At 57.9% G+C, this 12876-nt stretch carries 14 protein-coding genes; 6 read left to right on the forward strand and 8 right to left on the reverse strand.

Annotated elements, in window-relative coordinates; translation table 11 throughout:
* Window positions 1-80: 80 nt before the first annotated feature.
* The 3 genes from ACR0AD_RS05325 to ACR0AD_RS05335 form a co-directional block, all read right to left on the reverse strand.
* Window positions 81-1193 carry a hypothetical protein gene (locus ACR0AD_RS05325; protein WP_480485426.1) on the reverse strand — a complete coding sequence of 371 codons (1113 nt, stop codon included), beginning with the start codon at window positions 1191-1193 and terminating at the stop codon, window positions 81-83.
* Between the two features lie 2 nt (window positions 1194-1195).
* Window positions 1196-1975 (reverse strand): SDR family oxidoreductase, encoded by a 780-nt coding sequence (locus ACR0AD_RS05330; protein ID WP_480485424.1) that lies wholly within the window; start codon window positions 1973-1975, stop codon window positions 1196-1198.
* A 72-nt stretch (window positions 1976-2047) separates the two neighbouring features.
* The gene (locus ACR0AD_RS05335; protein WP_267366520.1) at window positions 2048-2410 is read right to left on the reverse strand and encodes a nuclear transport factor 2 family protein; all 363 of its coding nucleotides are present in this window, start codon (window positions 2408-2410) and stop codon (window positions 2048-2050) included.
* Between the two features lie 109 nt (window positions 2411-2519).
* Between ACR0AD_RS05335 and ACR0AD_RS05340 the strand changes: the two genes are divergently transcribed.
* The 4 genes from ACR0AD_RS05340 to ACR0AD_RS05355 all read left to right on the forward strand — a co-directional run bounded on the left by ACR0AD_RS05340 (window position 2520) and on the right by ACR0AD_RS05355 (window position 7376).
* A complete protein-coding gene (locus ACR0AD_RS05340; protein ID WP_267366522.1) occupies window positions 2520-4124 on the forward strand; it encodes a peptide chain release factor 3 in 1605 nt (534 codons plus the stop codon).
* A gap of 49 nt (window positions 4125-4173) precedes the next feature.
* Window positions 4174-4917 (forward strand): hypothetical protein, encoded by a 744-nt coding sequence (locus ACR0AD_RS05345; RefSeq protein WP_480485422.1) that lies wholly within the window; start codon window positions 4174-4176, stop codon window positions 4915-4917.
* Window positions 4914-5843, forward strand: coding sequence for a glycosyltransferase family 2 protein (locus ACR0AD_RS05350; RefSeq protein ID WP_480480607.1), 930 nt, complete (start codon window positions 4914-4916; stop codon window positions 5841-5843). The genes ACR0AD_RS05345 and ACR0AD_RS05350 overlap by 4 nt, the downstream gene beginning before the upstream one ends.
* Before the next feature lie 186 nt (window positions 5844-6029).
* The gene (locus ACR0AD_RS05355; protein WP_480485420.1) at window positions 6030-7376 is read left to right on the forward strand and encodes a DEAD/DEAH box helicase; all 1347 of its coding nucleotides are present in this window, start codon (window positions 6030-6032) and stop codon (window positions 7374-7376) included.
* On the opposite strand, the gene ACR0AD_RS05360 is transcribed toward ACR0AD_RS05355, so the two are convergent.
* The 3 genes from ACR0AD_RS05360 to ACR0AD_RS05370 are packed head-to-tail and all read right to left on the reverse strand — an operon-like array spanning window position 7373 to window position 9395.
* Window positions 7373-8275 (reverse strand): EamA family transporter, encoded by a 903-nt coding sequence (locus ACR0AD_RS05360; protein ID WP_480485418.1) that lies wholly within the window; start codon window positions 8273-8275, stop codon window positions 7373-7375. The genes ACR0AD_RS05355 and ACR0AD_RS05360 overlap by 4 nt on opposite strands.
* A 21-nt stretch (window positions 8276-8296) precedes the next feature.
* Window positions 8297-9199 carry a fatty acid desaturase gene (locus tag ACR0AD_RS05365; RefSeq protein ID WP_480485416.1) on the reverse strand — a complete coding sequence of 301 codons (903 nt, stop codon included), beginning with the start codon at window positions 9197-9199 and terminating at the stop codon, window positions 8297-8299.
* On the reverse strand, window positions 9192-9395 hold the full coding sequence (locus ACR0AD_RS05370) for a DUF2061 domain-containing protein (protein WP_480485414.1): 204 nt from the start codon (window positions 9393-9395) through the stop codon (window positions 9192-9194). Before ACR0AD_RS05370 ends, ACR0AD_RS05365 begins: the two co-directional genes overlap by 8 nt.
* A gap of 107 nt (window positions 9396-9502) precedes the next feature.
* Here ACR0AD_RS05370 and ACR0AD_RS05375 point away from each other — a divergent pair, with 107 nt between their 5' ends.
* Both ACR0AD_RS05375 and ACR0AD_RS05380 read left to right on the forward strand, forming a co-directional pair.
* The gene (locus ACR0AD_RS05375; protein ID WP_480485412.1) at window positions 9503-10372 is read left to right on the forward strand and encodes a helix-turn-helix domain-containing protein; all 870 of its coding nucleotides are present in this window, start codon (window positions 9503-9505) and stop codon (window positions 10370-10372) included.
* A gap of 79 nt (window positions 10373-10451) precedes the next feature.
* Window positions 10452-10634, forward strand: coding sequence for a hypothetical protein (locus tag ACR0AD_RS05380; RefSeq protein ID WP_267366128.1), 183 nt, complete (start codon window positions 10452-10454; stop codon window positions 10632-10634).
* A gap of 1 nt (window position 10635) precedes the next feature.
* Here the strand turns inward: ACR0AD_RS05380 and ACR0AD_RS05385 are convergent, their stop codons facing one another.
* Together ACR0AD_RS05385 and ACR0AD_RS05390 are read right to left on the reverse strand one after the other, a co-directional pair.
* Window positions 10636-11394: an SDR family oxidoreductase gene (locus tag ACR0AD_RS05385; protein ID WP_480485410.1), complete on the reverse strand. Its 759-nt coding sequence runs from the start codon at window positions 11392-11394 to the stop codon at window positions 10636-10638.
* A complete protein-coding gene (locus ACR0AD_RS05390) occupies window positions 11391-12857 on the reverse strand; it encodes a carnitine 3-dehydrogenase (RefSeq protein ID WP_480486461.1) in 1467 nt (488 codons plus the stop codon). The genes ACR0AD_RS05385 and ACR0AD_RS05390 overlap by 4 nt, the downstream gene beginning before the upstream one ends.
* Between the last annotated feature and the right edge of the window lie 19 nt (window positions 12858-12876).

Here is a 12876-nt window from a genome sequence, read left to right on the forward strand (position 1 = left end):
GTCCGAGCTAAAGCAGCCGCCGGGTGTTCGCAATCCGGCGAAGGCGCTTTTGACGAAAGCGTGAGTGGTCCTGCGCGGTATTACCCAAGCAGGTCGAAGTCCACGCCCGCGCGAATTTTGCCATTCACCTGAACCTCAAGCCGGTGTGCGCCGGGAACCAACTTGAATGTTGTGGCGTCGCCCTTCAACTTGTGGCGTTTTTCCAACGTCAGTTTCCCGTTCTTCAAAGCCGCCTGCTTCAACTTGTGCACCTTGGCTGAGATTTTCCCGCCAGGTCTTTGAAAATGAATGACATAGTCAACCAGAACTGGCAGATCTCCAAACCCGTTCAAAGTGACCGAAAAGGCCAGAGCGTCCCCAATCCGAGCTTCGGAGGTCAGGTTGACTGCGACCTCGATTTCCGCTTCCGGGTCATAGCCTAACATCTTCATCGCTTCAGGATGCCCCGCTTTCACAAGCCCGCGCAGGGTGTGTGACGTCATCCAGTCCAGCTCGTCCTGATTCTGATGACCCTGGCTGCGCCACGCCGTCAGGCGATCCAATACCAGATCCGGGTCTTTCTTGGTGATGTCATTCAGGTGATTGGATACGGACCGGGTGACATACCGCGTCGAATCCATGTGCAACTTGTCCAGCAACGGCAGCGGGTCCTGCAAACCCAATGCGACCGCCTGCCCCCATGGCAATCGGGGGCGCGTCCCTTCGCTGACCAGCCTGCGCACATGGTAACTGTCATGAGAGCACCAGTCCTGCATCCGCCGCAACACCCGGTCCGGGTCATGGTTCAGGAACGGACGGATTGCCCATTCCATGGAAAACCTCTGTGTCAGTTCCTCCATCACGTCTAAAGCCAGATCAACATGCTCAAGACCTATGGTCGCTACCCACTCACCGACCGGCGCAAAGATGAAATCGCCAAAATCGTCATCCGTTTTCGTCGGATCCAAAGGTACGGGCAAGGCGCGCAGGATCGTCGGGGCAACAGCAGGCAAGTCACCGGGCACCGCCTGTTGCAGACAAGTGGCGATCCAGATGATCCGATCCTTCAGCTCTAGATCCAGCAATCGCGACATGACCGCAGATCGGAATGCCGGGGCATCAAATTCTGCATGAGACTCGGAAAACAAACCACTGAGATAATTTACTTTCTCAGCGTTGAACATCTGATCTTTCAACGAAAACCCTTGCGCCATGGTCACATCGTCAAATTGGTTGCGCCGCCATCCAGCAGAATGTTCTGACCAACGATGAACCCCGCATGTTGAGAGCACAGGAACGCGCAGGCTGCCCCGAATTCCTGCCGCGTTCCATAGCGTCGCGCGGGAATGGTTGCCGAACGGTTTGCGCGTGCGTCTTCGATCGAGATGCCTTGCTGTGAAGCCACACCGCTGTCCAGCGCATCTGCACGATCCGTCGCGTGAATGCCGGGCAGCAGGTTGTTGATGGTCACGCCATGCGGTGCAACCTGGCGTGAAGTTCCCGCGACATATCCGGTCAAACCCGTGCGGGCTGCATTCGAAAGCCCCAGCACCGCAATTGGCGCGCGCACAGATTGCGAGGTGACGTTCACAACCCGGCCCCAACCTTTGTCCATCATTCCGGGAAGCAGCGCCTTCATGAACGCAATGGGGGTCAACATATTGGCATCCAGCGCCTTGATGAAATCATCACGCCCCCAATCCGACCATAAACCCGGCGGCGGGCCGCCGGCATTTGTCACAAGAATATCAACGCCCTGCGCTGCTTCGATCACCTGCGCCTGCCCTTCCGCAGTCGTCACGTCGCACGCGACTGTTTGTACCTCGACACCTTGCTCTGACCTGAGGCGTGCTGCCTCGCTCTCCAAAGCGTCCGAACCACGCGCATTCATCACAAGATTTACGCCAGCCTCAGCCAAAGCCTCGGCACAGCCCAAACCCAGCCCTTTGCTGCTGGCACAGACCAGCGCGCGCTTTCCTTTTAGTCCAAGGTCCATCGGATCCTCCCTGTCAGTCATTGCCGCATGTCTAGCATCGGCCAGACAGGGAAGACCAGAAACGGCTTGGGATCAGTAGAAGAACTCTTCGCGTACGATCTTGCCATCTGCGACGTGATAGACACCCACTTCACGCATATCAAAGGCTTCGCCGGTTTCCTTTACCTTACCCTGCACTTCGAAAATCACCGCAAAGCGGTCCTCGCCGTGCACAAACGGGTCGCTGACCGAAGCGCCAGAAACCTCGTGGGCTCCTTCCCACCATTCATGTTTGCCACGGATCGCGTCACGCCCCTGTATTTCGCGCCCCATACCTGAGTAATCGACCGCTTCAACAGAAACTGCGTCCGACGCATACAATTTCTCAAGATTTTCCTTGGCGCGGTCCTCACGGCAGCCAGCCACCAATTCATTGGCAATCTCTTTCAAATCCATTGGTCTTCTCCACAATTTGTTCACTATATGTTCTTATAACCACAAGCCTGTGATTCGAACCACCCCCTTTGTCTTGCTTCGGCAGGATTCCCCGCCTATACGCGCGGTCATGCTTGATACCTCGAACCAACCTGCCCTGCCGCCCGAGATTGCCCGTCGCCGGACATTCGCCATCATCTCGCACCCGGATGCGGGCAAGACGACGCTGACTGAAAAGTTCCTGCTTTACGGGGGCGCCATTCAGATGGCTGGTCAGGTGCGCGCCAAGGGCGAGGCCCGGCGGACACGCTCGGACTTCATGCAGATGGAGAAGGATCGCGGAATCTCGGTTTCCGCATCGGCCATGTCGTTCGACTATGGCAATTTCCGGTTCAACCTTGTTGACACGCCCGGCCACAGCGATTTCTCGGAAGATACCTACCGCACGCTGACGGCCGTGGATGCGGCCGTGATGGTGATCGACGGCGCGAAGGGTGTCGAAAGCCAGACGCAAAAGCTGTTCGAGGTCTGCCGCCTGCGTGATCTGCCGATTCTGACCTTCTGTAACAAGATGGACCGCGAAAGCCGCGATACGTTCGAGATCATCGACGAAATTCAAGAGATGCTGGCCATCGACGTCACCCCCGCCGCATGGCCAATTGGCGTAGGTCGTGATTTCATCGGCTGCTACGACATGCTGCGCGACCGGCTGGAGCTGATGGACCGCGCCGACCGCAACAAGGTGGCAGAGAGCATCGAGATTAACGGGCTTGATGACCCGAAACTGTCGGAACATATTCCTGCGCACCTGCTGGAAAAGCTGCTGGAAGAGGTTGAGATGGCGCGCGAGTTGCTGCCCGCGCTGAACCCGCAGGCGGTGCTTGAAGGGCATATGACACCGATCTGGTTCGGCTCGGCCATCAACTCGTTCGGCGTCAAGGAACTGATGGAAGGCATCGGCGCTTATGGCCCACAGCCGCAGGTTCAGTCCGCCGAACCCCGCCAGATATCGCCGGATGAAAAGAAGGTCGCGGGCTTTGTTTTCAAGGTGCAGGCCAATATGGACCCCAAGCACCGCGACAGGGTGGCCTTTGTCCGCATGGCATCAGGCCATTTCAAACGCGGCATGAAACTGACCCATGTGCGGTCAAAGAAACCGATGGCGATTTCAAACCCAGTGCTGTTTCTGGCATCTGACCGGGAACTGGCAGAAGAGGCCTGGGCCGGTGACATCATCGGCATTCCCAACCACGGCCAGTTGCGCATTGGTGACACGCTGACCGAGGGTGAGGCGCTGCGCGTCACCGGCATCCCCTCTTTCGCGCCGGAACTGCTGCAAGGCGTCCGTGCGGGTGATCCGATGAAGGCCAAGCATCTGGAGAAAGCCCTGATGCAGTTCGCCGAGGAAGGCGCGGCCAAGGTGTTCAAACCTTCGATCGGGTCAGGCTTTATCGTGGGTGTCGTCGGCGCGTTGCAATTCGAAGTGCTCGCCAGCCGGATCGAGATGGAATACGGCCTGCCCGTGCGTTTCGAGGCGTCTCAGTTCACCTCGGCCCGCTGGGTCAGCGGTGACAAGGCCGAGGTCGAAAAGTTTGTGAATGCAAACAAGCAGCACATCGCGCACGACCATGACGGCGACATTGTCTATCTGACCCGGCTGCAATGGGACATCGACCGGGTGGTTCGGGACTATCCCGCCCTGAACCTGACCGCCACCAAAGAGATGATGGTGTGATCCAACTCACTGATTGCACAGCCGAGTCTGCCTGTGCAATTCTGCGCGCATGAGCAAGGATGAACTGACTTTCCCCGGCGGTCTGCCCGACATGCTGGACAGGTTTGAAAACCGGCGCAGCCCGTTTCAGTTCGGCACCACCTCGTTGCCTGACCTTGACATCGACCTCATTGAACTGGCCGGTCGCACATTGCCCGAAAGTGCGACTGTGCCCCCGCCGAAGCCTAATACAAGCTGGGATCGCAAGCGCGCTCAGATAGCGCGGGAATTTGTCGGAAATTCTGAACTTGCTTTCCTGAATGCCCAGTTGATCTCGAACCTGCGAAAGCGGTCCTTCCCACGCCACGCCCCGCTTCTGTTTTGCCGCCTTTGGAACGAACAGTCGGACCACCTTCTGTCCACGCTTGATCTGCGGTGGCTGGTCTCGTCGGTTCAGACCTTTGCGGACCACGGCCAAACTGCAACCCAGCGCGAGGTTGGTCATGCGTTGCGCATGTTGTTCGGCATGATGAAGCTTTATGAGTTCGAGAGGCGCTTTTCGCAGCTGCCCCCGGCAACACCATTTCCGTATCAAAAACTGAAACACGTCCCGCTGCCCTATCAGATGAAAGGGTTTTCCCTTGGAAGTGGCGGACTGGACGTCAATCTGATTGCTCCGGTCTGGACCAAAGCCCTAAGCGACACCACCATCGCGCCACTGGTCGATCACTTGATGACCGAGCTCAACAGTGATCCCGGCGGTGTCTTTCGCCGCCTGAAACTCATGCGCGAAGCGCGCGCGCAGCGCACATGACCACATGGGGTGTCGTGTCGATGGTCAGGGGACCGACCGAAGACGTCCTTCGGTTCGTAGCCTATCACCTCGATCTGGGTGCCGAGACCATCTATATCTATCTGGATGAGCCGAACCAGCGCACGTTCGAGGCGCTGAAGGCACATCCCAGTGTTTGCGTACAGGTTTGCGATGATGCCTATTGGCAAAAGCTAAAACGCACACGACCGGACAAGCACCAGGTTCGCCAATCGGTCAACGCCACCTATGCCTATCGTGAAACGCACCTGGATTGGCTGGCCCATATCGATGTTGACGAGTTTCTGTGGTCGCCGACCCCAATCTCGGATGTGTTGCGCGATATCGGGGACAAGGTTCACGCCGCCCGGGTCCGCCCAATCGAGGCGCTGGCAGGCGGCGAAGACCTGTACAAGGCGCATGTTCCACAAAGCCCGGCCCGAACACAGCTGATTGAGATGCTTTATCCCAACTATGGGGCTTTCGTCCTTGGCGGGTTCCTCAGCCATGTACAGGGCAAGTTGTTTGCGCGCACGGGATTGAAACGTCTGAGTTTTCGTATCCACAACCTGTTTCAGAACGGGAAATTGCTGCCGTGTAAATACGAACTTGCGCAGGTCGATCTATGCCACCGCCACGCGCCGGACTGGGATCACTGGATTGCACATTATCCGTTCCGCTTGGATCGCGGCTCGTATCAGGCTGGCATGGCCCCGAATGCCCCGCGCGAGATGGGGGGGCTGAACAAGAATGAATTGCTCAGCTGGATTGAAAGCGAACACGGCGAGGACGGGCTGCGCGCGTTCTTCAACGAGATGAGCGGCGCTGACCCAGAAGTCCGCGCCCGGCTGGAGCAGAAAGGGCTGATCCGCCACCGCGTGTTGAATCTGGACGGGAAATTGGCGAAACACTTTCCCGGAAGTTGCTGAATTGTTGCGCAAAACTCGAACCTGTCTCGATGAAACCCTGATGTAGCGGTCTTCATTTGACCCCGACCAACGTTTTTGTTATGTCCGCGTCCAAGCCGAAATGTCGCATCACGCGCATGGCCATCCGGGCCCGGCACATCTTATACGCGCGGGCCAGGTCAAGTGTCCGCATTCAACCGGACTTACATGACAAAGTTTAACGAACTGAACCTGAACCCGAAGGTCCTCAAAGCCATTGAGGAAGCCGGATACGAAACCCCAACTCCGATCCAGGCAGGTGCGATTCCGCCCGCATTGGAAGGGCGCGATGTTTTGGGCATAGCTCAGACAGGCACGGGTAAAACCGCCAGCTTTACGCTGCCAATGATCACACTGCTGGCCCGTGGCCGGGCGCGTGCCCGTATGCCACGTTCGTTGGTTTTGTGCCCGACGCGGGAACTGGCCGCTCAGGTGGCCGAGAATTTCGACACCTATACCAAACACCTGAAACTGACCAAAGCGCTGTTGATCGGTGGCGTCAGTTTCAAAGAGCAAGAAGCCCTGATTGACCGTGGCGTCGACGTTCTGATCGCCACGCCGGGCCGTCTGCTGGATCATTTCGAGCGCGGCAAGCTGTTGCTGACCGGCGTGCAGATCATGGTGGTGGATGAAGCGGACCGTATGCTCGACATGGGGTTCATCCCCGATATCGAACGCATCTTCTCACTAACACCTTTCACCCGTCAGACCCTGTTCTTCTCAGCCACCATGGCATCCGAGATCGAGCGGATAACCGACACGTTCCTGTCGGCCCCTGCCCGGGTCGAAGTTGCCCGTCAGGCGACCGCATCCGAGACCATCGAACAGGGCGTGGTCATGTTCAAAGGCGGCCGTCGGGACCGCGAAGCCAGCAACAAACGCAAGGTTCTGCGTGCGCTGATCGATGCTGAAGGCGACAAATGCACAAATGCGATCATCTTCTGCAACCGCAAGACTGACGTGGATATCTGCACAAAATCCCTGAAGAAACATGGCTACAACGCGGCCGCCATCCATGGCGATCTGGACCAGTCGCAGCGGATGAAAACACTGGACGGTTTCCGTGAGGGATCATTGCGCCTTCTGGTCGCCTCAGACGTGGCTGCGCGTGGCCTGGATGTGCCAGCCGTCAGCCATGTGTTCAATTTCGACGTCCCCGGCCATCCCGAGGATTATGTGCACCGCATTGGCCGCACCGGCCGCGCCGGCCGTGAAGGTAAAGCCATCACAATCTGTTCGGGACGCGACGAAAAAGCACTGGTTGCGATCGAGAAGCTGATCCAGAAACACATCCCGCGCATAGACAACCCGGTTCAGGACGACCCCAGACCCGAACAGCCAAAGCCTGAGAAAAAGGCCAAAGCCCCCGAAAGCCCGAAAGAGGGCAAAAAGGTTCGCGAGCCTAAGGGGCGCAGTCGTGGACGCAAGGAAGACACCGGCCCTGCCGTCGTGGGCATGGGAGATCACCTACCCAGTTTCATCGCGCTCAGCTTTGACGAACGTCGCGCCAGCTAGATTGCCAGCACAAGTGCTAAAATCGAAAACCCAAGCAACATCATCCCGGCGATTTCGCGCCGGGTGATTGTTTCTCGGAAGAACAGGATCGACGCCATCAGGCTAAAGATCAGCTCTACCTGCCCCAACGCTTTGACATAAGCCGCATTCTGCAAGGTGAAGGCCCAGAACCAGCAAAACGAGCCACCGAGGCTGGTCAGGCCGACAAATACCCCGGTGTTTCGCGTTTGCCAGACTGCATGCAGTTCGGCCCGGTCGCGCCACAGCAGCCATATCCCCATGCTGGTAAACTGGAATGTCACCACCGCTGCCAATGTTACCAGCGCCCGGAACCACGCATCGATATCGCCCAGTTGCAGCGAAGCCCCACGATAGCTGACGGCGGAGAACGCAAACAAGACACCTGATCCAAGTCCCAATTGCGAGGCCCGATTGGTCAGATGGCGCCACCAGGGTCCGTCCCCTCCGGGTGTTTTTGACAACAAGAGAACAGCCATCAACCCCAACAGGATCGCGATCAACGCACCGCGCGAAACACTGTCCCCCAGGATCAGGAAGCCAACAATGGCGGTCTGGATCACTTCGGTTTTCTTGAACGTAATTCCAACGGCAAAATTGCGTTGTTTGAACAGCGCCACCACGCAGATTGTAGCAAGGATTTGCGCTGTCCCGCCGATGACCGCGTAAAGCCAGAACAAGCTGCCAAGCCGAGGCATACTCGCCCCGGTTATCTGCAACGCAACACATAGCCCGACAACGGCCAAAGGCATGGAATAGGCAAACCGCGCAAAAGTGGCACCTGCGGCAGACAGTTTCACGCTGGCCAGCGACTTTTGCAGCATGAAACGCACAGTCTGGAAACTGGCGGCAGCAATTGTGACAGGGATCCAGAGACTCATGCCAGCCGTTGTGTCGTCAAATCAAGGCTTTGGCCAGAGCGGATGTGGCACAGGGTCTTTTGCGCGAAAGAAATACTGCCGGAAAATCTGTGCATAGGACCGGTAAACATAAGCCTCATTGCAAGCCAAATACCTGTCCTTTCCGTCGCGGTACAACGATGGCAGGCGATACCACGGAGCCGCCGGGTTCATATGATGAACGACGTGCAGGTTATTGTTCAGAAACAGAAAGGCCAAAGGCCCGCGATCTTCGATAATTACCGTGCGGGCGCGGGATTTTTCATGTGCACGATGTTCCAGAAACGTGCGGATCTTCAAAAGCGACAACCCCAGATAGGCCGCGATCAGAAAGGCCCAAACCGGCATGGCCGATTGCGCAACAACCCACAGCACCACTACCGCGCCGGGCAGATGCACAGCCCATGCCAGCAGGATCGCCCTGTCCCCGCGCATAAATCCGCGCCATTCGTCCCGCATAAACAGAACCTGACCAAGGACGGGTCCCAGCACCATCCGCCCCAACAGCGTATTGTTCAGGCTCAGGATCCTCTGCGCAAGCCGGGGCAATCCCGACCAGATATGCGGATCCAGATAATTCGATTCCGGGTCGTCATAGGGGTCCGTCAAGGTGGCATCCTGATGATGCGCCAGATGCAGGTCCCGAAAGCGGTTATACGGAATGGCCAATGTCAACGGCAGTGCCATCAACGCCTCATTCAGCCATTTGGCACGAAAAGGGTGCCCATGCAGGGCCTCATGCGTCAGTGACGAATGCAAAGCCGCAACAACACCCAGAGCAGGGACAGCCACCCACAAGGATGTGTTTGCCAGCCAGTACAGACCGGCAAGCCACGCGGCATAACACAAGACTATCAGGAAAAACGTTCCCCATTCAGGCGATTTGGGTGTAGTGGGATCAGCCATTGCGTCCCCACGAAATGTTCGCCCAGATTCTTTCGTAAATCACGTACATCGTCAGGCCGATGGCCGTGTTCACCAGCGCCAGCGCTCCTCCTACAGCGGCCGAGCCTGTTGCGATCAAGCCCACCATTGTCATGATCGCCAACCCCATCACATTCCAAACGATTGCTTTCACGACTGATCTTCGCCGCGTTTCCATTCCGAACCCCGTTCTTTTTCTTACTCAAAAGCGTTACATTCGGACCCCGGTATTGGAAATTCTGAATATGATTAACAAAATTCATCAAATGTGATAAAAAACACGACATGCAGGAAAATATCGACAAGCGCGACCGAGCCGCCCAGTTTCGTCTCCGCCTCGCCCGCGCGATGGAAGAGCGTCATGTCAGCCAAAGTGCCCTTGCGCGCAATATTGGCGTTGACCGCTCGACCGTTTCCCAATTGCTGACAGATCATGGCGCGCGGTTGCCCAACGCACATGTTGTTGGCGGATGTGCAGCGGCGCTCGGCGTTTCGGCCGACTGGTTGCTGAGCCTATCTGACAGGCCGGAAAGCGCGGCTGAGCTTCTGGCTAACTCGCTGACCTTTACCGAGGCCCCACGCGCCCTTGTCGATGAACGTATCTTCGAGTGGCATCAGGAGGCCGCCGGGTACAAAATCCGCTATGTCCCGGCCACCCTGCCCGACATGCTCAAGACGCGTTCGATACTGGAATGGGAATACGCCCCGCATCTGGGCCGGACCGCTGACCAAGCCATCGGCGCGTCGGCGGATCGTCTGGCATGGATGCGCAGCGCCCAGTCAGACTATGAGATCGCCATGCCGTTGTTCGAAATCGAAAGCTTTGCAAGCGCCACTGGGTATTATCAGGGTCTCAGCCCCGAGGTTCGGCTGGAACAGATCGATCACCTGTTGGCGCTGTGCGAACAGCTCTATCCGCGGATGCGTATCTATCTGTTTGACGCAAAACGGCTTTATTCCGCACCCGTGACGATTTTCGGCCCGCTGCTTTGTGTATTTTACGCAGGAAGTCACTATATGGCCTTCCGCGACCGGGATCGGATCGAGACATTCTCACGCCATTTCGACACACTGGTACGCGAGGCCGACGTGGCCGCCCGGGACTTTCCAAACCATCTGCGTCGCCTCAGAACGGCGGTTTCCCGCGACTGGTGATGCAGCGCCATCCAACCTGTGCTATTCTACTGTGGCGCGAACCATAAGGCATTCCGAACACAGACGGAGGAGCACAGGAATGGACGCAATTCAAACCGCTCAATACGCACGTGCACTTTTTGCCGCCCATGGAGACCAAGCCGAGGCCGAAGCCGCGCAAAAAATGCGCGACTGCGAAGCTGCCGGAAACCGGCAAGAAGCCCAGGACTGGCAGGCAGTCCGTCAGACCATCCGCCAGATCCGTGGTCCAAACCAGGGCTGAGTTACAATTTCGGGTCCGGGTTGACCGTGTGGCCATCCACCGCAATCACCTGACCTGAAACCAGACGTGCCGCATCTGAGGCAAGGAAGACTGCCATATTGGCGACATCCTGCGCTTCGACGAAGCGCCCCATTGAGGTGCCCGAGGCATAGCCCCGATAGACCTCATCACGGGTCATGCCCTTGGCTGCGGCCTCGCGGGTCAGGACGCCCTCCATCCGAGGGCCTTCAACTGCGCCCGGACAAATGGCATTGGCACGGATGCCATAGGGCCCCAGCTCCATCGCCAGTGTTTTCATCAACCCGATGACCGCCCATTTTGCCGACGCATAGGGCGCCCGGAACGGGTAGCCATACTGCCCGGCTGTCGACGAGGTCAGAATGATGCTGCCCGCCCGCGCCGTTTTCATCAGCGGCGCTGCATATTTTGCCGCCAGAAAAGCACCGTCCAGATTGACCGCGACACAAGAACGCCACGCGTCCAGATCAATATTCTCAATGTCATTTGTCGGGCCGGCAATACCGGCATTGGCGCAGAGCACATCCAACCCGCCTGTCGAACGGACGGCGTCAAATACCGCGCGCATGTCAGCCTCGTCCGCAACATCGGCTCGGTGCCCGGTCCAATGTTCGGGCAAAGTATCCAACGCCGCCTGATCGATATCAGTAACCCGGACGTCATAGCCAACCGCGTCAAACGCCTCGGCCATGGCCCGGCCGACGCCTGACGCGCCAGCCGTCACCAGAACCCGGCGCGTCATGAAGGCTTCCTGATCGCTGCGCCTGCGCCCTCGGGATAAGGCAATCCGGCCTGAGCCTCTGCAACCCGCGCCATAGCCGCTTCGATTTCAGCAGATGGCGCGCTGGGGCGGCGGGTTTCCAGGCTGACATGCAGCAGAAAACTTTCACCCGTGGCCAGCAGCTTGTCGTCCTCATACATGCTGTGGAACACATGCAGCTTCTTGCCCTGCCCCAACAGCATCTGCGTGCGCACGTCGATTATTGCACCGGCATGAGCTTCATCCAAATAGCGAATGTGGTTCTCCGCTGTGAAATAGCTGCCGCCTGAGGCAATGTAATCCGCATCGCATCCGATGATTTCCATGAACCGATCGGTGGCGGCGGCAAAGGCCTCCAGATATCTCGCTTCGTTCATGTGGCCGTTGTAATCCGTCCAGTCCAGCGGGACGGCCCGCGACAGGGTCAGGATGGGCTGGCTCAAATCCGCCTGATCCAGCGTCGGCAGCGCTCCAGGTTTCAACCGTGCGTCATGTTGGTTCAGCACCGCACCCGCGCCGTAATTCTGCGCCTTGAGGGCCCGCATCATGCCAACAAGATTGTTGTCGCGAATACGCTCCAGCTCTCGGATCGAATGCATCCCGGATTGTGCGTCAGATTGACTGGCGATCAAATCGACCAGTTCGTCAGTGAACTCGGGAACATCCATCAGCTTGGTCCACGGCCATTTCAAGGCAGGTCCGAACTGCGCCATGAAATGCCGCATCCCCGCCTCGCCACCGGCCACGCGGTAGGTTTCGAACAGACCCATCTGCGCCCAGCGGATGCCGAAACCCATACGGATGGCCTCGTCAATCTCTTCGGTCGTCGCAATGCCATCCTTGACCAGCCAAAGCGCCTCGCGCCAGACAGCTTCCAGGAACCGGTCGGCAATATGCGCATCGATCTCTTTCTTGACGTGTAGCGGGAAAAACCCAAGCGATTTCAACAGGTCCTGGGCCTGTTTGATCATCTCGGCCGGGTTCTTGTCCGTTGGTACAAGCTCGATCAAAGGCAGCAGGTAAACCGGGTTGAAGGGGTGAGTCACCACGATCTGCTCGGGGCGCAGCGCTCCGTCCTGAAGTTCGGACGGCTTGAACCCACTGGTCGAGGATCCGATGACCGCGCCCGGATCGCAAGCCTCCTGCAAGCCTTTGTAAACCTTCAGTTTCAAATCCAGACGTTCCGGCACACTCTCCTGTATCCAACGCGCACCCTTAACCGCTTCGGCCATGTCGCTGTGAAAGCTCAGCACACCCTCGGCTGGCAACGGAACGTCACTCAGCCCCGGCAAGGACCGTCTTGCGTTGTCCAGCACCTCGCCAATCTTGCGTTCCGCCTCGGGGTCAGGGTCAAACACCCGCACATCCCAGCCATTGAGCAGGAACCGCGCGGCCCATCCACCACCGATAACTCCGCCCCCAATAATTGCTGCCGTTTTCATGATTTCCCACCTACTGGCTGCG

It is taken from the genome of Ruegeria sp. BH8 (assembly GCF_056538065.1).